Here is a 19,889-nt window from a genome sequence, read left to right as displayed (position 1 = left end):
GCTCACAGTCGGAAATGGTGAAGGCCGGCTCTTGTGGGTGGCTTGGAGCCGACTTGGGGGCGCCCGGGCCGAGCCGGTCCCCAACGCGCCGTACGAGACTGTCGGCGGGCGCCGCTGAGGGGATGCTACTAGCTTTGGAGGAATAGGTGACCTTGGAAACGCGCGTCGCCGTCAGGCGCCCCCTCTGGCGACGGACCGGTAGGTCTCACCGGCCCCAGGACCGGGCGGACCTGCTGGGCCCTGCGGCCCGACGGCGTTCCGAGAAACGCTCTTCTCCCCTTCACGGCACGTGGCAGAGGGTGCGGGGGAAGGGCTCGGGGCCAGGCGCAAGACGCCGTCCTCGCCGGCGCAGGCGACGATCTCCCCATTTCTCCAGGGCCTGCGCGCCACGCGTCATCTCGCTAGGAGCGGGGTGTGAAGGACAGCAGGTCGCCGGGCTGGCAGCCGAGGACTTCGCAGATCTTGCTCAGCGTGGAGAACCGGATCGCCTTGGCGCGGTTGTTCTTGAGGATCGACAGGTTCACGTTGGTGATGCCGACCTTGTCGGCCAGTTCGACCAGCGTCATGCCACGCTCTTCGAGCAGCCGGTCGAGGTGCACCTCGATGGCGTGCTCGGGGTTTTCCACAGGGGCCATCAGACGGTTCCTTCGAGTTCCTCGCGCATGTGCGCGCCGACGCGGACGACCTTTGCCATCACCACGAGCCCGAGCCCGGCGATCAGGTACGCCCACGGGATCGTCCAGCCGGCCAGGGCCATCTCCCACAAATTCCTGATGGCGCCGGCCACCATCGACTGGGCCAGGCCGGTCTCTACAACAGTCGTGTAGAGCGACGACGCAAGCGTGCCCGCGCCAAGGAACACGCCGAGGAACCACAGCCTGTGGACGACCACCTCATCGAAACCACTTTCCCGCCGTGCGCCCCTGATCAGCCGGTCGAGCAGGAAGAGCGCGACAAGTAGTACCAGTGAGGTGGCGAAGCGTGCGGACTGATACAGCAGTTGCGTTGCGAAGCTGGAATCGTCCTTGCAGAGCTGGGGCATCGGATGGGCGAACTCGGTCCCCTTGTTCACGGGGTAGTGGTCGTAGCCGACGTCCCCTCTCGCTTTCACGGCCTTCAGGCGTTCGGGATCCTCGGTGATGTTGCCCTCTACGCGGGAGATACCCGGTGAGGGCGCACAGACCAGGCTTTGGGTGCCGAGGGAGCCCCATGCGTTCACTCCGCCGGTCAGGGCCGCGCGCCCGATCTCGTAGATCATCACTGCTGCGAACAGGACCAGGACGACACGGACGGTGATCGCCGTCCATCTCAGAGGGGTGGATCTGTCGAGAGACATAGTGCAGCTCCGCATCGTTCATCGATGTTATCGTTGATCGATAGTACCGATAAACGATAAGGCGTCAAGGGCGCCCCACCCCCGCCCCTGTCGTCCCGATACAGGTCACGAACCCGTCCCGCGGTCGCACCGGACTGGACTCGCTGCCACGAACACGATCTCGGCATCCGGCAGGAATCTGAGCAGTTCGTAACGGACCGACCGCGTCGAGAGCGGCGAATCGCTCAAACAATGGGATGACGATCACCCCGGCGAAAACCTGCATCATCCTGCCATAATCCTGCCACCATCCTGTCATTCCATGGACTTTTATATTTCGGCATGCAACAGTCGATCTCAGGCAGATCCAACACCTTCCGGGGGAAAGAGAAATCTGCTTCCTTGAAAGAGGAGAAAAGCCGTGCGCAAACTTAGCAAATTTCTCGCCGTCCTTGCCGCCTCCATCGCCGGCGTGACGGCATCAAGCCACGCCGCCGGCGCCGCGATGGATACGGCCGGCGACCGTCAGACATCGGTGTCCGCTTGGGAACCGCCACCCGGATACGTCTACGAAAAATCCTTCCTCGGCGGCGGCCAATGGTGCGAGGACGAAGGACAAAGAGGGGTTCAAGCAGGCCTGTGGGCGTCGTATGTCTGTCATGACGTGCTGCGCCGACACGCCGACGTGTTGTTCCTGTACGGGAATCTCTACGTCCTTCGCAGCCCGTCGGCGACCGGCACTCGCTAGCGACCGTCACACCATGAAATATTCGAACTCCAAGGGAAAGGCTCGGAAATGAAGGCCAGACGCCTAATCGGCTCCGCGATCGGAACACTTTTCATCACCCTGATCGTGTCCGCAAACGCCGCCCACGCGCAGACGCTGAGCACCGAAGGGCCTTATTGCCCGGATCTGGCTCCGTTCGGCGGTCGATACGTCAGTTCTGAAATCAGGGACGGCCGTCATTACGACACCTATCTGGTCCCGAACTTCCTTGGTTGGAAAGTCGACCGCGTTTCCTGCCCGTAGCTGGGCGGCATGCGACCGTGAGCACGAGCACACCACCGCCCACACGGCCTCGCGAGCCCCGCTGTGCCGGATGCGACTGACCACCGGCTAGCCGCGGGAGCCGATCCGGCTCCACGCCCGGCGCAGGGAATCGTCACCGCAGCGGGATGGTCCGGCGAACACAGCAGGCGGGGTTCGTGGCGTCGTTGTCCACCCGAGGTTCATCAGGGCGTGTCCCTGCTGATATCCATGGGCGTGAATATTGACACCTATGGATATGTTGGGGGTCCTGGACTGCTGCTCGCCGCTGGCCCGCGAGCCGCTGAGCGAGGATCAGGCGGCGGGGCTGGCGCGGGTGTTCAAGGCGCTGGGCGATCCGGTACGGCTGCGCATCGTGTCGATCGTGGCCAGCCACCAGGGCGGTGAGGCGTGCGTGTGCGATCTGACGGCGAGTTTCGAGCTGGCCCAGCCAACGATCAGCCACCATCTCAAGGTGCTCAAAGACGTCGGCCTACTGACCAGCGAGCGGCGGGCATCCTGGGTGTACTACCGGATCGTGCCCGAAAGGCTCGCCGAGTTGTCGGCGCTACTGGCGGCACCCGCGGCGGCACCCGTGGAGGCTGCTGCGGAGGCGGCCGCTGAGGCGGATCGGTGAAGCGCCGGCTGCTGGCCGAGTTCCTCGGCACCGCGCTGCTGGTGACGGTGGTGGTGGGGTCGGGCATCATGGCCCAGACGCTGTCCCCGCGCGATGTGGGCCTTCAGTTGCTGGAGAACTCCACCGCCACCGTCTTCGGCCTGGCCGTCCTCATCGTCGTGCTGGGTCCGGTTTCCGGTGCCCACTTCAACCCGGTGGTGTCGCTGGCCGACTGGTGGCAGGGACGCCAGAGCGGGCAAGGCCTGTCCGGCAGCGAGCTCGGCGGCTACGTCGCCGCCCAGGTGCTGGGGGCCATCGGCGGCGCGGTCCTGGCCAACGCGATGTTCGACAAGCCCGTGATCGCCTGGTCGGGCACGCAGCGATCGAGTCCGCATCTGTGGCTGGGCGAGGTGGTCGCGACCGCCGGCCTGGTGCTGGTGATCTTCTGCCTGACCCGATCGGGTCGCACGGCCGCCGCCCCGCTGGCGGTGGGCGGCTACATCGGGGCGGCCTACTGGTTCACCTCCTCCACCAGCTTCGCCAACCCCGCCGTCACCATCGGCCGGGCCTTCTCCGACACCTTCGCCGGCATCGCGCCGGCCTCGCTGCCCGGCTTCATCGCGGCGCAATCGGTCGGCGGCGTTATCGGGATGGTGCTGGTGCACGGCCTGTTCGGCCGTCCTGCACCGGGAACCGCAGAGCCGGTCGTACCCCATCAAGACGCGCCCTGAGCACCGGGCCACTTGACGCCACCAGATAGCTCAATAATTCTTGACTCAATGAACATTGACGGGTCTTCCACGCTGGGGACCCGGGCTCAGGTGCACGCGGCGCTCGGAGACCCGGGCCGCCTGGCCATCGTGGACCGGCTGCTGCTGGGCGACGCCTCCCCGGGCGAGCTCGGCCGAGTGCTCGGCCTGCCCACTAACCTGCTCGCCCACCACCTGAAACTGCTGCAGGAGGCGGGCGTCGTCGAGCGCCGCCGGTCAGAAGGCGACCGCAGGCGCACCTATCTGCGCCTCGTCCCGCGATCGCTGTCCGGCCTGGTGCCCGCCGCGGCCCGTCCTGCTCCCCGCATCGTGTTCGTCTGCACCCACAACGCCGTCCGCTCCCAGCTGGCCGCCGCCCTGTGGAGCCGTACCAGCGCCGTGCCGGCCACCTCGGCCGGCACCCAGCCCGCACCGGGAATCCACCCCCGCGCCCTCGCCTTGGCCACGCGCCACGGCCTGGACCTCGGCCACGCCGCGACCCGCCACGTGGATCAAACACTGCACCCCGACGACCTGGTCGTGGCCGTCTGTGACGCCGCTCACGAGCAGCTCGCCGACGTCGACCGGCTGCACTGGTCCATCCCGGACCCGGTACGCACCGGCAGCGACGAGGCCTTCGAACGCGCCTACACCGACCTGGCAGACCGCGTCCAACGGCTGGCACCCGCCATCCATCCCCCCGAGGAATAAGCCATGCCGCAGGCCCACCGCCACCCGGACCTGTCCGTCGACCAGCAGCACGCCCTGCTCACCGCCACCCGCCGGCTGCTCGACGAACTCAACGTCCCCGCAACCTGAAGACCGAACCAGCAAGAGAAGGAGTCCTCCGCGTGAGCGACAAGCCCAGCGTCCTGTTCGTCTGCGTCCACAACGCCGGCCGGTCCCAGATGGCCGCCGGCTGGCTGGCCCATCTGGCGGGAGACCGGATCGAGGTCCGCTCCGCGGGCTCAGCGCCCGCCGACCAGGTCAACCCGGTCGCGATCGAGGCGATGCGCGAGGTCGGCATCGACATCACCGCCGAGCAGCCCAAGATCCTCACCGTCGACGCGGTCGAGGCCTCCGACGTGGTGATCACCATGGGGTGCGGTGACGCCTGCCCCATCTTCCCCGGCAAGCGGTATGAGGACTGGAAGCTCGACGACCCCGCCGGGCAGGGCATCGAGGCCGTCCGCCCGATCCGCGACGAGATCCGCGCCCGCATCGAGAAACTGATCAAGGAACTGGGCTAGGAGGGAACCCTCCATGCGTACGACCTCGCGCACCGCACTCAGGACGACCTGAAAGCGACCGGCCTCAGCCTGCGGCTCGGCGAGCGAGCCGTGACCATCGAGCCTGCCGAGCGCACCGTCACCACCGACTCCGGGCAGCGTCTGGACTACGACCGTCTGATCAAGCGGGCCCGGCGGCCTTCTTACGCGGTGGCCTCATGGTCGACCGCGCTCTCCGCGAGATCGGCGAGCGGCAGGGGGCAACAGGGGCTGGAGGCGCAGACGCTCAGGTCGTCACAGCCCGCATCGACCGCCGCGAGCAGCGTTTCGCGGATGGTCTGCAGGTCGGCGATCTTCTGCTCGACCTCCGTAAGCTTGGCCGCCGCGCGCGCCTGCAGCCCGTGATCGCGCCGGCCGTGGCGATGGGCACCGGCGTCGATCACTTCCGCGACCTCTTCCAGGGTGAAGCCGAGCCGCTGGGCCGCCTTGATGACACGCAGAACGGTGACAACTTCGCGTGGATAGAGCCGGTGACCGCCGGAGCTGCGCACCGGCTCAGCCAGCAGACCTCGCCGGTGGTAGTAGCGCAGGGTCTGGTTGTTCACCCCTGCTGCCGCGGCGACCTCGCTGGTGCGCAGCCAGCTCCTGCTCATGACGCCGTCCGTGCCACCAGGCCATCGAGCACCGCGGCGTGCGCGGGTGGGACCTGCACGTCGAGGGTGAGGTCTTCTGCTGTGCGGTCGAAGGTGAAGGTGAAGAAGGAGCAGCATGATGTCTCGCGGGCGGTCAGCTCGCGTGCCGTGCGCTCGACGTGGTCGGCTCCGTCCAGGCGCAGCCGCAGGTGCGTATTGTCGATCCGCTCGACGCCGCGCAGCGCCTCGGTGAACAGCGCGTCGAACTCGGCGACGCGCAGGGGCTGCTCCGCTGTCGGAAGCGTGCAGTCTTCGGGGACCCAGTTCATCGGTGCCTCCTTGTGTGGACCTGCTTCGACGGTAAGGCTGTACCTAGGTACCGGATGCAAGCCCTGATCGCATGATCTCTGCGACGGTGTCTCTAGCCGTGCGGCCGGCGCCGATCAGGGTGGCGGAGGCCGAGCCGGTCCAGTCGCCGTAGCCGAGCAGGTACAGGCGGGGCTCGCCGATGGCGCGGGTGCCCTCGACCGGGAGGAGGCCGCCCGGGCCGCGCAGGCGTAACGGGGCCAGGTGGCCGAGGGCGGGGCGGAAGCCGGTGCACCAGATGATGGCGTCGCAGGCCAGGCTGGTGCCGTCGGGCCAGGCTACGCCGTCGCGGGTGATCCGGCGGAACATGGGCTCGGCCTTCAGCACGCCGCGGTCGCGGGCCTCGCGGACGGGTGGGACGGCGACGATGTCGCCCAGGTCGCCGATGCCGTCCCCGCCCTGGGTCCGGCGGGTGGCCAGCGCGAACAGCGCCCGCCCGTCGAGCTCGTCGGGCAGCAGGCGGGGCGGGCGCAGCGTGACCCAGGTGGTGTCGGCGACGGTGGAGACCTCGGCCAGGATCTGCGCGGCGGAGTTGGCGCCGCCGACGATCACGACGCGTCGGCCGTGGAACGGCTCGGGGCCGCGGTAGCCGACGGTGTGGAGCTGCTTGCCCTGGAAGTCGCGGATGCCGGGATAATGCGGGACGTACGGTCGCCACCAGGTGCCGGTCGCGCTGATGACGATCCGGGCCTGCCAGGTGCCGGCGTCGGTCTCGACCGTCAGGCGTTCACCGCCGCGCCGTACCGCATGGACCTGCACCGGCCGCAGCACGGGCAGTTCGTAGCGCCGCTCGTAGTCGGCCAGGTAGGCGACCGTGTCGGCGGCACTCGGATAGCCGCCGCCGGGCAGGGCGGGCATCATCCGGCCGGGCAGCGAGCTGTACTGGGCGGGCGAGAACAGCCGCAAGGACGGCCAGGCGTGCCGCCACGCGCCGCCGGGGCGATCCTGGGCGTCGAGGATCACGAAGTCGGCTCCGGCGCGGCGCAGGTAGTAGCCGGCGGCCAGCCCGGCCTGGCCGCCGCCGATGACCAGGACGTCAACCAGGCGGATCACGCGGAGACGGGCTCGGACAGCGGGGCGAACAGGGCACCGAGCTTGTTCACCGCCTCCGGGATGATCCGGTAGTAGACCCAGGTGCCGCGCCGCTCACCGTCGATCAGGCCGGCGGTGCGCAGGACCTTGAGGTGGTGACTGATGGTGGGGGCGGTCAGGTCGAAGGCGTCAGTCAGGTCGCACACGCACGCCTCGCCGCCCGCATGCGAGCCGATCATCGACAGCAGGCGCAGCCGTACGGGGTCGGCGACCGCCTTGAGCATGACCGCGAGCTCGGCCGCGTCGCTCTCCGACAGCGGTTCACGCGCGATCGGCGCGCAGCACTGGATCGTGACCGCGGTCATCCAACCCCCCTGATTCGAAATACATCGAAATTATAGGCGATGGTACGGCGCAGCGCGATCGCGGCGGTCGTGCCCGCCGATGCCATTGCGCCCATCGCTCCGCCTGCCAGGTGCTCGCCGAGCAGTCGGTGGGCGGGCAGCACGCCCACAGGGCGGCCCGCAGGGCGCTCAACGCTTGAGCGATGCGAGCATCACCGCTCCCATCATATTGTCATTTCTTGATTTGAGGATATGATGCGCGTCGTGACTTCTCCTGACGCGCTGCGGACCCATGATGTCGTGGTCATCGGTGGCGGCCAGTCCGGCCTGGCCGCGGCCCGTATCTTGCTGGACGCTGGGCTGAACCCCGTCGTTCTGGAGGCCGGCGAGCAGGCCGCAGGCTCGTGGCCGCGCTACTACGACAGCCTCACCCTGTTCTCCCCGGCCCGAAACAGCTGCCTGCCCGGCATGGCCTTCCCGGGCGATCCGGACCGCTATCCGCACCGCGACGAGGTGGTGACCTACCTGGCCCGCTACGCTCGCGACCTCCCCCGCCTGGGCGTGGAGATCCGTACCGGCGCCCACGTGGTCGCCGTGGAAGCCAGTGGACAGGCCGGTGGGGAGGGTTTCACGGTACGGCTCGCCGACGGCACCACGCTGACCGCGCCTGGCGTGATCGCCGCCACCGGCTCCTTCGACAATCCGCACCTGCCCCTCCTGCAGGGCCAGGCGGACTTCACCGGGCAGATCATGCACGCCGCCGCGTACAAGAGTCCCGAGCCGCACGCGGGCAAGCGGATCATCGTGGTCGGCGCCGGCAACTCCGCCGTCCAGATCGCCTACGAACTCGCCGAAACCGCCACGGTGACACTGGCCACCCGGGCACCGATCCGCTTCCTCGACCAGCGCCCGCTGGGCAAGGATGTGCATTTCTGGTTCAAGGTCACCGGCTTCGACCGCCTGCCCGCTCGGCTCGTCGCCACTCCGCCCACCGGCCCCGTCCTGGACGAGGGCATCTACCGCCGAGCGCTGCGGGACGGCCGCGTCGACCGGCGCCCGATGTTCGCCCATCTCGACGGCGACGCGGTGGTGTGGGCCGACGGCAGCCGTGAGCACGTCGACGTGGTGCTGCTGGCCACCGGATACCGGCCGCACCTGGACTACCTGGACGGGCTCGGCGCCCTGGATGACAGCGGCTACCCGCGCCACGACCGGGGCCTGTCCACCACCCATCCCGGACTCGGCTTCCTCGGGCTGGAATGGCAGCGCAACCCCGCCTCCAACAGCCTGCGCGGAGTCGGCCGCGACGCCCGCTACCTGGTCGGCAAGCTGAAGAGCCGCCTGGGCGCGCGCCGCCTTCGCGCGGGCGTGTAGCGGTGGACGGCTCCCGGAGTGACGCTCCGCTCACCTGGCCGCCCGGGGTCTGCCGTTCGTCGTCCTGGAAGCCGGCCCCGCCGCCGCGGCATCGGTACGCCAGTGGGGCATGTGCAGCTGTTAGACGGCCGTCAGAGTGCCACGGCGCTCGCGACGCGGGCCTGAACGGCGCGATCGGCCAGGTAGCGCGGTGGCGCGCCTACGGCGGCGCCGAGCGCTACCAGCAGCACGGCCGTCATGACCGGTCGCTTTCGGCAGGGGTGCGGCGGCCGACGTAGCGGATCACCTCGACCTCATCCAGGATGACGAGTCCCTCGGTGACCAGTTCGTCCAGCTCGGGCAGGAAGGCGCGGATCTTGTCCCCGGCGTCCACGATGATGATCGCCACCGGCAGGTCTTCCGACAGCGACAGGATGCGGGTGGTGTGGACGCGGTTGGAGGCGCCGTAGCCTTCCATGCCGCGAAAGACGCTGGCGCCGGCCAGCCCGGCGACGTGCGCCCGGTGCACGATCTCGTGGTACAGCGGCCGATGATGCCAGGTGTCGGTGTCGCCGACGAACACGGTCAGCCGAAGCGCGGACCCTTCCAGCTTCATGCCCGCCTCCTCCCAGCCCTCCAACGGGCCACGGATCGGGTGACCTCGCTGCCGCCCCACACGGCTGCCAACGCCATGAGCGGTGTGGCCGCCAGATACAGCAGCGCGGCGCGCCCGCCATCAGCAACTGGCCGACATCGACGATGTAGGCAGAGAAGGTGGTGAACCCGCCCAGCACGCCGACGCCCAGCAACGGCCTTACCCACGCAGGCGCCTCCCACATCTCGGTGATGGCCACCATGAGCACCCCGATCAGCAGGCAGCCGGCCACATTGATGGCGAAAGTCGCCCACGGAAACTCACCGGGTGGATGCGGGAAGGCCTGTCGCATGAGGCCATCTCCAGTTCCGGACGCCATCGCCGAGATCACCAGCCTGCGCGCCATGAGGAAACTGATGATCATGGCCGACTGAACGGACACGCTATAGTGGGGATCCTTCTGGCGGTGACTTGTCCAGCATGCGGTTTGCATGCCCATGACGATTTCCCTCGCACCGCGGATCGGACACCCGGTATGACCGTCCTCACGGTAAACCTGGTCCATCACCCCACCCACAGCGTGCTGACCCTGTACGGCGAACTTGACGCCTCCTCCTCGGCTCTGGTCCCGCCTGCCATCGACACGGTGATCAATACCGGTCGGCAACATCTCACGGTGGACACCGCCGACCTGACCTTCTGTGACTCCCACGGGCTACGGACGCTGCTCCGAGCCGACCGGAAACTCACCGCCGCCGGCGGTGCCATGGAACTGGTCCACGTGCACGGCCTGCTGCGCCGTGTCCTGAACATCACCGGCCTGGTTCAGGCCTTCACCATCACCGCCGACATCCCTGCACGGCCCTCCGCTCAGGTCCGTGCCACCAGAGGCAACTCATCGGCTCTGTTCTCTTACTAGCAAGCAACTTATTTCGAGATCAACAGATGAGCACCGATCCCGAAATCTGACCCCCGACACGGGATCACGGTAAGACCGTGGTGACTGCAGTCTTGCCCGATCTGCGCCGTCAGGTCTCCTGGGACCCCAACGTCGCGCTCTGTGACGTACGGCAAATAATGGTGCGATGGGCGTTGGCACTGGTCAGCGGCGGGTCTCCCTGGGGGTGACCACGGTGGCCAGGCCATCCAGCAGGCGTTCGAGGCCGAACGCGAACAGCGACTCCAGGTCGAGGTTCGCGCCCGGCTCCGTGACCTGCGCGATGAGCGGCCCGTCGATGGGGAGGCGGGCCGTGATCCACTGCTTGCTGGTCATCCCGGTGTCCAGTGCGGCGCCGACCTCGCTCTCGATGTTCACCGCGGTCCCGCGCACGTAGTTGACCACCGTGGCGTAGACGTGCAGCCGGGTGTCCGGGTCGAGGGCGACGCCGTCGAGCGCGCGGAGGGTCCACAGCCCGTACGCGACCAGCCCTGGCAGCATGTCCGGCCGGGTGATGGACACCACCCGCGGCAACCAGGGATGGCGATGGTAGGCCGCCCACTGCAGCTGGGCGGCCACCCGCAGATGGGAGCGCCAGCCCGGCGGCGGCTGCGGGTATTCGATCTCGGCGAACGCGGCGTCGGCCATCAGTTGGGTGAGCTCGGCCTTGGCGCCGAGGTGCCGGTAGAGGGTCATGGTGGCGACGCCGAGCTTGGCCGCGACCGCACGCATGGACACCGCGGCCAGGCCGTCGGTGTCGGCGATCTCCATGGCCACCCGTGCGATGCGGTCGCGTTCAAGCCCTCCGGCCGAGCGTGAGGGCAGGCCCCGCGTGGCGACCACAGCGCCGACCCGCGGCGCGGACTCGATGGCGCCGGCCTGCTTGAGCGCGGTCAGCGCCTTGGTGGCCGTCGCCATCGCGACGCCCCATTCGCGCATGATCGCCCTGGTGGTGGGGATGGAGTCGCCGGGCCGCAACCGTCCGTCGGCGATGCGCCGCTGGATGTCGGCGACGATCCTGAGGTACGGCGGGCACGGATCGTTCACGAGGTCAACTCTGCCACGCGTCCAAGACCGTCAGTGGTCGGGCAACCAGTTGCCGTGCAGCCCGAGCGGCACCCTGACCGGGAGGTGGACGCGGGCGACGGGCTCACCGGTGAAGTCCTGCGCCGAAAGGATCACCAGGTCGCTGGCGTCCCGCTCCGGGTTGTGCACATACGTGAGCAGGTATCCGTCGTCCTCCTCCTCCCCCACGGCGGCGAACACGGCCTCCCCGACCGCCTCATCTCTGCCGAACCCGTGCACTTCGGCCGTCCCCCGTTCCAGGTCGTGCTTGACCAGAGCGTTGGTGAAGGCGTCGTCCGGCGGCATGCCCTCGGATGCGAACGGGATCCCGTACAGGGCGGTCGCGGCCGAGTAGCCATATCGGTACGGGCGGGTGGTACGCGCCTCGTTCACGCGCGGGAAGTCCTGCGGCCGGTCATCGATCCGCCGCTGGTCGATCTTGTCCGGCGAGATCGTCCAGCGGTCCAGTGCGGGCCGGATCGCTCCGGGGTCGGCGGGGTCGAACGGCCCCTCGGCGGTGATCAGGTCGACCACGACAGAGTCGCCGTCGTCGTAGGCGTTGAGGGTGTGGCTGACGTGGACGGGGTCGATGTCCAGCCAGCGCACGTCGCCTCCCGTTCGCGGCATGACCCCGACCCGGGTCGGGTGCCCCGGCAGCCACCGGCAGTCGAACCCGTCGAAGCCCAGCGGGGTGTCCCACAACACGACGTGGTTCTCGGTGAGCGCGAAGTCGTGCATGAACGGCGTCCGCGTCATGGGGACAACGGTGGTCTGGACGACGGTTCCGCCGGCGTCGGTCACGATGTACTGGACGAAGTCGAGGCCCAGCATGTACGACAGCGAGTGCAGCGCGCCGGTGAGCGGGTCGCGCTTGGAATGCGCCCCGGCCGTGAAACCCTCCAGCGTCCCGCCCAGCTCACACACGCCCACGGTGTTCAGCTCCGCGTCCAGCTCCGCGGGCGGCGCGCCGCCCTCGAGCAGGGCGAAGGTACGCCGGGCGTGCTCGATCACGTGCACCATGGGCGCGAAACCCGGTGTGCGCACGAAGCGGTTGCGATACCACTCGGCGCGGCCGTCACGTAGCCGCACCCCGTGCACCATGCCCTGGCCCGTGCCCCAGATGTGCACGATGGGATCCTCCACGCCCAGCGGGTTGGGCCCGTTGCGCAGGTAACGACCGTTGAGCTCGGCCGGGACCCGGCCGGTGACGGGCAGATCGTAGGCGGTGACCTCTTCAGTGACGGGCGCGAAAGGCCCTTCCAGATACTTCATGTTGACACCGTACGCATCGGGCGGTCCAAGTCCCGGCAGGCGCGAAAAATACCCTGCTGTGCACTAGTGCAGGGCCACATCCCGGAGATGGACACGTCGTCGGCGTGGTCGACTTGGCGGCCGACGTCCAGCGCACCTGGCGCGCCCGGCGGACTACGCCGGTTCCCAGTACACCTCGATCACGTAGCCGTCCGGGTCGAGGCATTTGAAGCTGCTGAAGCGGGGCTCGTCGTAACGTTCCACGATCGGCACCCCTTCGGCGGTCAGCAGGTCCAGCCGCTGGTTGACCGCCGCCCCGTCTGGGCAGGCGAACCCGAAGTGGCTGAAGTCAGGCATCTTCCGGGGATCGGGATCCGGATGGAGCGCGAGATCGAAGCGGTCCGCATCCCTGATGATCACGGTGTCGTCCGGGTACTCGCTCGCGGGACCGGCGCCGAAACCGAAGTGCTTCTCATAAAAACGCCGTGACCGCTCGATGTCGCGCACGGCTAAGGCGAGGTGGTTGAGTCGCATGCCGCCGAAAGTAACTCCGCGGCCGCCATCCGCGCGACCCGATTTCGGCGATCCTCTCAGCGCTGTGCGAGCACGATGACGAAGTCGTCGCGGCCCAAGGTGATCGATGTGGATTCATCCGGGCGGCGTGGACTTCACCAGGTGCCCATCAGGCCGCTCTCCCAGGCCCAAGAGGCGATCTCAGCCCGGTTGCGGACGCCGAGCTTGGCCAGGACGGCGGAGACGTGGCCTTTGACCGTGCTGAGCGAGATGAACAGCTCGGCGGCGATCTCCTGGTTGGTGCGGCCTCTGGCGATCGCCCGGACGACCTCAGTCTCCCGCTCCGACAGCGGCTGCGCGGGCCGGCGGGCGGCCGGGGCGCCGGAGGACGTCATGTGGCGCAGCAGCCGCACGGTGATCGACGGGGAGATGAGCGCGTCCCCGGCGTGCGCCGCCCGTACGGCCTCCACCAGCAGGTCCGGTCCGGCGTCCTTGAGCACGAAGCCGACGGCGCCGCCCCGGAGCGCGCCGTAGACGTACTCGTCGAGATCGAACGTGGTGACCACGACCACCCGCAGTGGGGCGGGCACGCCGGGCCCAGCCAGGGCGCGGGTGACCTCGATGCCGTCGAGGCGGGGCATCTGGATGTCGACCAGGCACACGTCCGGGCGCAGCCGCCGGGCCAGGGTGACCGCCTCGTCGCCGTCGGCGGCCTCGGCGACGACCTCGATGCCGGGCTGGTCCTCGAGGATGACGCGCAGGCTGGCGCGCACCATCGCCTGGTCGTCGGCCAGCAGGACGCTGATCGTCATGGGCGCCCCCGCCGGGTCGTCAGCAGCCCTTCCGGGATGGTCATGGCCGCTCCCCGGGATGGTCATCGACGTTCCGGCCAGGCCGGCGGATGAGCGAGCGGGTGGGCAGGGGCAGGGTGGCGAGCACGGACCAGCCGCCCGGCCCCGGGCGCGGACCGGCGCGGAGCGTGCCGCCCAGGGCCTCCAGGCGTTCGCGCATGCCGAGCAGGCCGTACCCGCCGCGGCGGTGGCGCCGTGCCGGGGCGGGCGGGGCGTCGTCGAAGACCTCCACCGTGACCATGTCGTGCTCCCGGGCAACGATGACCTCGACGCGGCGGGCGTGCGGGGCGTGGCGGGAGACGTTCGTCAGCGACTCCTGGACCACCCGGTAGGCGGTGCTGCTCACCTCGGGTGGCCAGGCCGACTCCTCCTCTCCGCCGGGCAGGCGCAGGCGTACTTCGGGTCCGTCGAAGCGCTCAACCAGGTCGGCGAGGCTCTCGTGAGGCGGCGTGGACGGGGCGGCCGCACGCAGCAGGCCGACGAGGCGGCGGGTGGCGGCCAGCGCGTCGGAGCCGGCGGTCTCGATGCCGGACAGGGAGCCGCCCAGCCGGTCCGGCTGCTTGCGGGCGAGGACCTGGGCGGCCTGGGCCTGGAGCACGATGCCGGTGACGTGGTGGGCGACGACGTCGTGCAGTTCCCTGGCGAGCTGGAGGCGCTCGTGGTGGCGGGCGGCCTCGGCCATGGTCCGGCGGTGGGCGGCCAGCAGCCGTGAGCACAGCCCGATCGCGACCCCGGCGAGCCATGCGCCGGTGTTCAGCACCGTCACGGGCGGCAGGGCGGAGGCGGACGGGTGGGCGGTGAGCAGGCTGCAGGCGGCCACCGCCAGCCCACCGGCCGCGACAGCGCAGGCCGGGAGGACCGGAAGCGCACTGACCGCCGACCCGACCAGCACGGACAGGGCCAGTGCCATGGCCGGACCGGGCTCGCCCGGCAGGTCGGCGAACCGGGAGGCCAGGATGGCGGCCACCGCGACGGCCAGGCCGGCGACCGCCGCCCACACCCGGCCCCGCCGGCGCGTCAGGGCGAGCCCGCACACGATCGCCCCGGCCACGCACCCGAACCGCCAGTAGCCGCCGCCCCAACTGTCCGCGACCTGATAGGCCCAGAAGGCGAGCAGACCGGCGAACACGGTCCCGAGCCCGACCTCGGCCGCCATCCGCACACCTCGGGCGCCGGCCTCGCCCTCTGGGCGCCCGTCCAGTTGATCCCGGCCGTTCACGCGCTTCAGGCTAGGCCCGCCGATCCCCTTCCCTGAACCGGCCAAAAGTACGGTCTCGCCTGCCGCGAACCCTGCTTTCGACCCGTACCGCTCCAGACCCGGGTCGGCGTGTCCCCATGTCGCACATGGCTTGTTCTCCTCGCTCGCGGCCATGGCGCCTATCCCTGGATCCGGCCGAGACCCGCGCGGACTACGGCCGTTCGCCGGGATGCGGGCGTGGCCGGCCCCGCAGCGCAACGTCGGAGGCCTAGTGATCAACAACGCCTGAAGCTGCTTCGACGGGACGTGGCGGGGCTTCCTGGGCGGCGGTGAGCGCCGGCATGGCGCCGAGGGGGGATCGCGGTCCAGCAAGTCGAATCGATTCGCGGAATCGATTCGACTGGACGATAGGCGCATTCGGTCACGATGGTCAAGAGCGGGAAACGTCCGCGACACGTGCTCGCGGTGCCGCCGCCATGCGAGCCGCTGTTCTGATCAGGTGCGGGAGCGTGCCGGACCGGTGGTGCCGCGGAGCGAGATCGGCGGGGCGACCAGCAGGTGGCGGTGCGGGGTCGCGGGTTCGGCGATGCGCTCGATGAGCAGTTCGACGGCGCGGGGACCCAGCTCGTCGGTCGGGACGTCCGCGGCGGTCAGCGGCGGGTGCAGGTTTTCGGCCCAGCGCTGCGCGGCGACGCCGGCGATGGAGAAGTCCCCGGGCACGGTCAGGCCCGCCTGGGCCAGCCCGCGATACATGCCGGCGACGGCGGCCTCGTTGATGGTGGCGATGGCCGTCAGCTCCGGGGACTCTGCCAGGAGCTGCTCGACGCAGGACGCCCCGGCCTGGGCGTCGTCGGCGCAGCAGACCCGCACGCCCTCCAGTCCGCGCTCGGCCACGGCGCGAGTGAAGCCGGCCTGCGCGCGGTGCCCCGGCCCATATCCGGCGGCGACCAGCTCGGCGCTGCGGTTGACCAGCGCGACGTGCCGATGGCCGAGGTCGGCCAGGTGATGCACGCACTTGGCGATCAGCGTCTCATAGTCGATGTCCACCCAGGACATCTCCTCCTGGTGGCGGGTACGGCCGATGCCGACGAACGGCAGGCCGGTCTGCCGCAGCCGGGCGACGCGGTCGTCCTCCAGCCGGATCTCCATGAGAACGACGCCGTCCACGCGGCGGCCGGCGACGATCCGCTCGAACGACCGGTCGTGCTCGCCCCCCGACGGCGACAGCAGCACGTCCAGGTCGGCGCGGGCGGCGGCGTCGACCACGCTGGCGACGAAGCCGAGCTGCATGTCGGTCAGGCGCTGGGCGGCCGGCGGTATGACCAGCCCGATGGTGCGGGTCCGCCCCTCCTTCAGCGCCCTGGCGGCGGCGTTGGGCCGGTAGTCCAGCTCGTCGATGACCGCCTGGATGCGCCGCTTGGTCGCCTCGGACACCGGGCGTTTGCCGGTGAGCGCGTAGGAGACGGTGCTGCGCGACACGCCCGCCCTCTTGGCGATCTCCCCGATGTTCACATGCGCTCCTCGTCCAGATCTACCGGCTCGCGACCATGGTAGATCGAACCGGTTCACGGAAAGCACGACGCCGGATTCTATGACGTGGATGTGTCCCGTTCGGCACATGGGACCGCCATCCAGGCAAACCTGGTGGTCCAGCCCCATTGACGCGTCTGGGATGCCGGGCTTATGTTCTGTCGAACCGATTCGGCGAATCGATTCGACTTCGGATGGAAACAGCCGCGTAACGCCTGTCTGCGGAGGTCAGCTCAATGAGATCAGCGGCAAGGAGCCGGCGTGCGGCCGGCGTGGGTCTGGCGGTCCTGACCGCCGTGGGCGGGCTTGTCGCCTGCGGTTCGTCGTCGTCCGGCGGCGGCAGCGGCCCGGCGAGCGCGAGCCAGGCGGCCGGGGGCGGCACCTACACGATCTGGGACCCCTACCCCCAGTACGACAAAAGCTCGGAGTGGGTGAAGCTGCTGGAGACGTGCGGCACGCAGGCCGGCGTGAAGGTCGAGCGGACCGGCTACGACACCAGCGACCTGACCAACAAGGCGCTGCTGGCCGCCCAGCAGGGCAACTCGCCGGACGTGCTCATCGTGGACAACCCCGTGGTCTCGACGCTGGCCGAGGCCGGGGTCCTGACCACCACGGAGGAGAACAAGCTCGACGTCTCCGCGATCGCGCCGAACCTGCTGGCCGCCGGGCAGAGCGGCGGCAAGACCTACGGCGTTCCCATCGGCGCCAACACCCTGGCCCTCTACTACAACAAGGAAGTCCTGAAGAAGGCCGGCGTGGACGTCGCCTCCGTCAAGGACTGGGCGTCGCTGACCGCGGCGCTGGAGAAGGTGAAGGCGTCCGGCAAGAAGGGCATCACGTTCTCGGCGATCGGCACCGAGGAGGGCAGCTTCCAGTTCCTGCCCTGGTTCTGGGGCTCCGGCGCGAACCTCACCAAGCTCGACTCCCCCGAGGGCGTGTCCGCGGTGGCGCTGTGGACGGACTGGCTGAGGAAGGGGTACGCCCCCAACTCCGTCATCAACAACACCCAGACCACGAGCTGGCAGGAGTTCGCCGGCGGCGACTACGCCTTCGCCGAGAACGGCACCTGGCAGCTCGCCAACGCCAAGAAGGCCGGCTTCGGCTACGGCATCATCCCCATCCCGGGCAAGGACGGCGGCACGGCGCCCGCCCCGACCGGCGGCGAGTTCGTCAGCATCCCGGTGCAGTCCGACACCGCCCGCTACGCCACCTCGCAGAAGCTCGTGACCTGCCTGACGAGCACCGACAACTCGCTCACCACGACGACCACCCTGTCCTACATCGCGCCCACCGAGGCGGTGCAGGCCAAGCAGGTGGCGGCCAGCCCCGAGCTGCAGGTGTGGGTGGATGCGGTCAAGGCGGCCAAGGGCCGCACCAGCGACGACCTGGGCACGAAATACCCGAAGATCTCCGAGCCGATGTGGGGCGCGGTGCAGGCGGCGCTGAGCGGCTCGAAGTCGCCGCAGGAGGCCATGGCCGCGGCCCAGTCCGCGGCGGCGAGCGCGACCCAGTAGCAGCATGGGCCACCTCACGCAGACGACGGCGCGTCCCGCCCGAGGCTCCGTTCCGGCACAGGGACGGCGCCACCGGGCGGCGCGCGTCCGGTCAGGGCAGTGGGCGGCGTGGGCGTTCCTCGCCCCGGTCGTCGTCTACCTGCTCGTGTTCTACGCCTATCCGCTCTATCGCAACGTCGAGCTGAGCCTGCGCAACTACACGGTGCGCTCGTTCGTGCAGGGCGACGCGCCGTTCGCCGGGGTCGGCAACTACGCCAAGGTCTTCGGTGACGCGACGTTCGGGCCCGCGCTGTGGCACACCGTGGTCTTCACGCTGGTGTCGCTGGTCTTCCAGTTCGGCATCGGGCTCGCGCTGGCGTTGTTCTTCGTCAAGCACTTCCGGCTGTCGGCCACGTTGCGGGCGCTGTTCCTGGTGCCATGGCTGCTGCCGCTCATCGTGTCGGCCTCGACCTGGTCGTGGATGCTCAACAGCGACTCCGGCGTGGTCAACGCGGCGCTGAGCGGGCTCGGGATCGGCCCGGTGAACTGGCTGACCTCGCCGGACTGGTCGCTGTGGTCGGTCATCATCGCCAACGTCTGGATCGGCATCCCGTTCAACCTGGTGGTGCTGTACTCCGGGCTGCAGGCCATCCCGGCGGCCGTCTACGAGGCCGCCGCGCTGGACGGCGCCAACGGGTGGCAGCGGTTCTGGAAGGTGACCTTCCCGCTGCTGCGCCCGGTCTCGGCGATCACCATCCTGCTCGGTCTGGTCTACACGCTGAAGGTGTTCGACATCATCTGGATCATGACCAAGGGCGGGCCGAGCGGGTCGTCGACCACGTTCGCCACCTGGTCCTATCGGCTCGGCTTCGGCAACCTGGTGCCCTCCTTCGGGCCCGGGGCGGCCGTCGGCAACCTGCTGATCGTGATGGCCCTCGTCTTCGGGCTGATCTACATCCGCGTGCAGCGCAGGCAGGCACTGGCATGAGGCACTGGAAGACCGCGGTCGGCCTGGTGCTGACCGGGGTGATGCTGTTCCCGGTCTACTGGATGATCAACGTGTCGTTCACCCGGGACACCGACATGCGCAAGAGCCCGCCGAACTTGTTCCCGGTCGACGGCACGCTGGAGGGCTATCGGGCGGTGCTGGACCAGCAGCTTCCCTACCTGGGCGTGAGCCTGGTGGTGGGGCTGGGCACGGTGGCGCTGACGCTGCTGCTCGCGGCGCCGGCGGCGTACTCGCTGGCCAAGCTGCGCCCGCGGGGTGGCGGGGGGCTGAGCTTCGTGCTGCTGATCGCACAGATGATCCCCGGGATCATCATGGCGATGGGCTTCTACGCCATCTTCCTCAGCACCGGCGTGCTCAACACCGTTCCCGGGCTGATCGTCGCCGATTCCACCCTCGCCGTGCCGTTCGCGGTGCTGATCCTCACCACGTTCATGTCCGGCATCCCCGAAGAGCTCCTGCAGGCCGCCCGCACCGACGGCGCCGGCGTGGTGCGCACGTTCTGGTCGATCGTGCTGCCGGTCAGCCGCAACTCTCTCATCACCGTGTCGCTGTTCGCGTTCCTGTGGGCGTGGTCGGACTTCGTCTTCGCCAGCACTCTGGACCAGGGCGGCGACCACCAGCCGATCACCCTCGGCATCTACCACTACATCGGCAACAACAACCAGGAGTGGAACGCCATCATGGCCACCGCCGTGATCGCCTCCATCCCGGCGACCATCCTGCTTGTCGTCGCCCAGCGCTACGTCGCCGCCGGTGTCACCGCGGGCGCCGTCAAAGATTGAGA

Annotated in this window: 24 protein-coding genes and 1 pseudogene; 11 read left to right on the top strand and 14 right to left on the bottom strand. The window is 69.3% G+C overall.

Translation table 11 applies throughout. The annotated features are described in order from the left end of the window. Window positions 1–401: 401 nt before the first annotated feature. Together ACTMTI_RS25010 and ACTMTI_RS25005 are read right to left on the bottom strand one after the other, a co-directional pair. Window positions 402–635, bottom strand: coding sequence for a helix-turn-helix domain-containing protein (locus ACTMTI_RS25010; protein ID WP_441122934.1), 234 nt, complete (start codon window positions 633–635; stop codon window positions 402–404). Further along, complete coding sequence (locus ACTMTI_RS25005; protein WP_441122933.1) at window positions 635–1,258, bottom strand: DUF2975 domain-containing protein; 624 nt, start codon at window positions 1,256–1,258, stop codon at window positions 635–637. The genes ACTMTI_RS25010 and ACTMTI_RS25005 overlap by 1 nt, the downstream gene beginning before the upstream one ends. 478 nt (window positions 1,259–1,736) lie before the next feature. Here ACTMTI_RS25005 and ACTMTI_RS25000 point away from each other — a divergent pair, with 478 nt between their 5' ends. From ACTMTI_RS25000 to ACTMTI_RS24975, 6 genes are all read left to right on the top strand, one after another. Further along, the gene (locus tag ACTMTI_RS25000; RefSeq protein WP_441122932.1) at window positions 1,737–2,063 is read left to right on the top strand and encodes a hypothetical protein; all 327 of its coding nucleotides are present in this window, start codon (window positions 1,737–1,739) and stop codon (window positions 2,061–2,063) included. Between the two features lie 48 nt (window positions 2,064–2,111). Next, window positions 2,112–2,345, top strand: coding sequence for a hypothetical protein (locus ACTMTI_RS24995; RefSeq protein WP_441122931.1), 234 nt, complete (start codon window positions 2,112–2,114; stop codon window positions 2,343–2,345). Window positions 2,346–2,595: 250 nt separating this feature from the next. Beyond that, window positions 2,596–2,979, top strand: coding sequence for an ArsR/SmtB family transcription factor (locus tag ACTMTI_RS24990; RefSeq protein ID WP_441122930.1), 384 nt, complete (start codon window positions 2,596–2,598; stop codon window positions 2,977–2,979). Then, on the top strand, window positions 2,976–3,689 hold the full coding sequence (locus tag ACTMTI_RS24985) for an MIP/aquaporin family protein (RefSeq protein ID WP_441122929.1): 714 nt from the start codon (window positions 2,976–2,978) through the stop codon (window positions 3,687–3,689). The genes ACTMTI_RS24990 and ACTMTI_RS24985 overlap by 4 nt, the downstream gene beginning before the upstream one ends. A gap of 48 nt (window positions 3,690–3,737) precedes the next feature. After that, window positions 3,738–4,418 (top strand): arsenate reductase/protein-tyrosine-phosphatase family protein, encoded by a 681-nt coding sequence (locus ACTMTI_RS24980; RefSeq protein ID WP_441122928.1) that lies wholly within the window; start codon window positions 3,738–3,740, stop codon window positions 4,416–4,418. A 140-nt stretch (window positions 4,419–4,558) separates the two neighbouring features. Further along, window positions 4,559–4,957, top strand: coding sequence for an arsenate reductase ArsC (locus ACTMTI_RS24975; protein ID WP_441122927.1), 399 nt, complete (start codon window positions 4,559–4,561; stop codon window positions 4,955–4,957). A gap of 182 nt (window positions 4,958–5,139) precedes the next feature. Here ACTMTI_RS24975 and ACTMTI_RS24970 read toward each other — a convergent pair whose 3' ends face one another. The 4 genes from ACTMTI_RS24970 to ACTMTI_RS24955 are packed head-to-tail and all read right to left on the bottom strand — an operon-like array spanning window position 5,140 to window position 7,331. Then, window positions 5,140–5,589, bottom strand: a complete 450-nt coding sequence (locus ACTMTI_RS24970) for a MerR family transcriptional regulator (RefSeq protein ID WP_441122926.1) — start codon at window positions 5,587–5,589, stop codon at window positions 5,140–5,142. Then, a complete protein-coding gene (locus ACTMTI_RS24965; protein ID WP_441122925.1) occupies window positions 5,586–5,897 on the bottom strand; it encodes a hypothetical protein in 312 nt (103 codons plus the stop codon). Before ACTMTI_RS24965 ends, ACTMTI_RS24970 begins: the two co-directional genes overlap by 4 nt. A gap of 43 nt (window positions 5,898–5,940) precedes the next feature. Next, complete coding sequence (locus ACTMTI_RS24960) at window positions 5,941–6,987, bottom strand: ArsO family NAD(P)H-dependent flavin-containing monooxygenase (protein ID WP_441122924.1); 1,047 nt, start codon at window positions 6,985–6,987, stop codon at window positions 5,941–5,943. After that, window positions 6,984–7,331, bottom strand: a complete 348-nt coding sequence (locus ACTMTI_RS24955; protein ID WP_441122923.1) for a metalloregulator ArsR/SmtB family transcription factor — start codon at window positions 7,329–7,331, stop codon at window positions 6,984–6,986. The genes ACTMTI_RS24960 and ACTMTI_RS24955 overlap by 4 nt, the downstream gene beginning before the upstream one ends. 243 nt (window positions 7,332–7,574) lie before the next feature. Between ACTMTI_RS24955 and ACTMTI_RS24950 the strand changes: the two genes are divergently transcribed. Beyond that, window positions 7,575–8,684, top strand: coding sequence for a flavin-containing monooxygenase (locus tag ACTMTI_RS24950; RefSeq protein WP_441122922.1), 1,110 nt, complete (start codon window positions 7,575–7,577; stop codon window positions 8,682–8,684). Between the two features lie 235 nt (window positions 8,685–8,919). Here the strand turns inward: ACTMTI_RS24950 and ACTMTI_RS24945 are convergent, their stop codons facing one another. Both ACTMTI_RS24945 and ACTMTI_RS24940 read right to left on the bottom strand, forming a co-directional pair. Further along, the gene (locus ACTMTI_RS24945; protein ID WP_441122921.1) at window positions 8,920–9,279 is read right to left on the bottom strand and encodes a DUF190 domain-containing protein; all 360 of its coding nucleotides are present in this window, start codon (window positions 9,277–9,279) and stop codon (window positions 8,920–8,922) included. A gap of 172 nt (window positions 9,280–9,451) precedes the next feature. Next, window positions 9,452–9,610 (bottom strand): annotated as a pseudogene (locus ACTMTI_RS24940) (FluC/FEX family fluoride channel); the annotation flags it as partial. 183 nt (window positions 9,611–9,793) lie between these two features. Between ACTMTI_RS24940 and ACTMTI_RS24935 the strand changes: the two are divergent. After that, window positions 9,794–10,177, top strand: coding sequence for an STAS domain-containing protein (locus ACTMTI_RS24935; protein ID WP_441122920.1), 384 nt, complete (start codon window positions 9,794–9,796; stop codon window positions 10,175–10,177). 183 nt (window positions 10,178–10,360) lie between these two features. Here the strand turns inward: ACTMTI_RS24935 and ACTMTI_RS24930 are convergent, their stop codons facing one another. From ACTMTI_RS24930 to ACTMTI_RS24905, 6 genes are all read right to left on the bottom strand, one after another. Next, the gene (locus tag ACTMTI_RS24930) at window positions 10,361–11,242 is read right to left on the bottom strand and encodes a GntR family transcriptional regulator (protein ID WP_441122919.1); all 882 of its coding nucleotides are present in this window, start codon (window positions 11,240–11,242) and stop codon (window positions 10,361–10,363) included. A 30-nt stretch (window positions 11,243–11,272) separates the two neighbouring features. Beyond that, window positions 11,273–12,532, bottom strand: coding sequence for a carotenoid oxygenase family protein (locus ACTMTI_RS24925; RefSeq protein WP_441122918.1), 1,260 nt, complete (start codon window positions 12,530–12,532; stop codon window positions 11,273–11,275). A 153-nt stretch (window positions 12,533–12,685) separates the two neighbouring features. After that, a complete protein-coding gene (locus tag ACTMTI_RS24920; protein ID WP_441122917.1) occupies window positions 12,686–13,045 on the bottom strand; it encodes a VOC family protein in 360 nt (119 codons plus the stop codon). Window positions 13,046–13,179: 134 nt separating this feature from the next. Next, window positions 13,180–13,836, bottom strand: coding sequence for a response regulator (locus ACTMTI_RS24915; protein WP_441122916.1), 657 nt, complete (start codon window positions 13,834–13,836; stop codon window positions 13,180–13,182). 40 nt (window positions 13,837–13,876) lie between these two features. Then, window positions 13,877–15,094 carry a sensor histidine kinase gene (locus ACTMTI_RS24910; RefSeq protein ID WP_441122915.1) on the bottom strand — a complete coding sequence of 406 codons (1,218 nt, stop codon included), beginning with the start codon at window positions 15,092–15,094 and terminating at the stop codon, window positions 13,877–13,879. 474 nt (window positions 15,095–15,568) lie between these two features. Continuing rightward, window positions 15,569–16,585, bottom strand: a complete 1,017-nt coding sequence (locus tag ACTMTI_RS24905) for a LacI family DNA-binding transcriptional regulator (protein ID WP_441122914.1) — start codon at window positions 16,583–16,585, stop codon at window positions 15,569–15,571. A gap of 254 nt (window positions 16,586–16,839) precedes the next feature. Here ACTMTI_RS24905 and ACTMTI_RS24900 point away from each other — a divergent pair, with 254 nt between their 5' ends. Genes ACTMTI_RS24900 through ACTMTI_RS24890 form a run of 3 tightly spaced genes read left to right on the top strand, consistent with a single transcriptional unit; the run spans window position 16,840 to window position 19,887 of the window. Continuing rightward, window positions 16,840–18,117 carry a sugar ABC transporter substrate-binding protein gene (locus ACTMTI_RS24900; RefSeq protein WP_441122913.1) on the top strand — a complete coding sequence of 426 codons (1,278 nt, stop codon included), beginning with the start codon at window positions 16,840–16,842 and terminating at the stop codon, window positions 18,115–18,117. Between the two features lie 4 nt (window positions 18,118–18,121). Next, entirely contained in the window at window positions 18,122–19,084 is a 963-nt protein-coding gene (locus tag ACTMTI_RS24895) for a carbohydrate ABC transporter permease (RefSeq protein ID WP_441122912.1), read from the top strand. Continuing rightward, window positions 19,081–19,887 (top strand): carbohydrate ABC transporter permease, encoded by an 807-nt coding sequence (locus tag ACTMTI_RS24890; protein WP_441122911.1) that lies wholly within the window; start codon window positions 19,081–19,083, stop codon window positions 19,885–19,887. Before ACTMTI_RS24895 ends, ACTMTI_RS24890 begins: the two co-directional genes overlap by 4 nt. Window positions 19,888–19,889: the final 2 nt, after the last annotated feature.

Origin of the sequence: Nonomuraea sp. H19 (assembly GCF_052068215.1) — a bacterium.
In the GTDB taxonomy this organism is placed as follows: domain Bacteria; phylum Actinomycetota; class Actinomycetes; order Streptosporangiales; family Streptosporangiaceae; genus Nonomuraea.
This window is presented reverse-complemented; position numbering and strand designations above follow the sequence as displayed.

Bases quoted from the DNA above. Each gene is read 5' to 3' on its own strand.
- ACTMTI_RS25010 (WP_441122934.1), bottom strand. From the start codon at position 635: ATGGCCCCTGTGGAAAACCCCGAGCACGCCATCGAGGTGCACCTCGAC.
- ACTMTI_RS25005 (WP_441122933.1), bottom strand. From the start codon at position 1,258: ATGATCTACGAGATCGGGCGCGCGGCCCTGACCGGCGGAGTGAACGCA.
- ACTMTI_RS24995 (WP_441122931.1), top strand. From the start codon at position 2,112: ATGAAGGCCAGACGCCTAATCGGCTCCGCGATCGGAACACTTTTCATC.
- ACTMTI_RS24990 (WP_441122930.1), top strand. From the start codon at position 2,596: ATGGATATGTTGGGGGTCCTGGACTGCTGCTCGCCGCTGGCCCGCGAG.
- ACTMTI_RS24980 (WP_441122928.1), top strand. From the start codon at position 3,738: ATGAACATTGACGGGTCTTCCACGCTGGGGACCCGGGCTCAGGTGCAC.
- ACTMTI_RS24970 (WP_441122926.1), bottom strand. From the start codon at position 5,589: ATGAGCAGGAGCTGGCTGCGCACCAGCGAGGTCGCCGCGGCAGCAGGG.
- ACTMTI_RS24965 (WP_441122925.1), bottom strand. From the start codon at position 5,897: ATGAACTGGGTCCCCGAAGACTGCACGCTTCCGACAGCGGAGCAGCCC.
- ACTMTI_RS24955 (WP_441122923.1), bottom strand. From the start codon at position 7,331: ATGACCGCGGTCACGATCCAGTGCTGCGCGCCGATCGCGCGTGAACCG.
- ACTMTI_RS24945 (WP_441122921.1), bottom strand. From the start codon at position 9,279: ATGAAGCTGGAAGGGTCCGCGCTTCGGCTGACCGTGTTCGTCGGCGAC.
- ACTMTI_RS24935 (WP_441122920.1), top strand. From the start codon at position 9,794: ATGACCGTCCTCACGGTAAACCTGGTCCATCACCCCACCCACAGCGTG.
- ACTMTI_RS24925 (WP_441122918.1), bottom strand. From the start codon at position 12,532: ATGAAGTATCTGGAAGGGCCTTTCGCGCCCGTCACTGAAGAGGTCACC.
- ACTMTI_RS24920 (WP_441122917.1), bottom strand. From the start codon at position 13,045: ATGCGACTCAACCACCTCGCCTTAGCCGTGCGCGACATCGAGCGGTCA.
- ACTMTI_RS24915 (WP_441122916.1), bottom strand. From the start codon at position 13,836: ATGACGATCAGCGTCCTGCTGGCCGACGACCAGGCGATGGTGCGCGCC.
- ACTMTI_RS24900 (WP_441122913.1), top strand. From the start codon at position 16,840: ATGAGATCAGCGGCAAGGAGCCGGCGTGCGGCCGGCGTGGGTCTGGCG.
- ACTMTI_RS24895 (WP_441122912.1), top strand. From the start codon at position 18,122: ATGGGCCACCTCACGCAGACGACGGCGCGTCCCGCCCGAGGCTCCGTT.
- ACTMTI_RS24890 (WP_441122911.1), top strand. From the start codon at position 19,081: ATGAGGCACTGGAAGACCGCGGTCGGCCTGGTGCTGACCGGGGTGATG.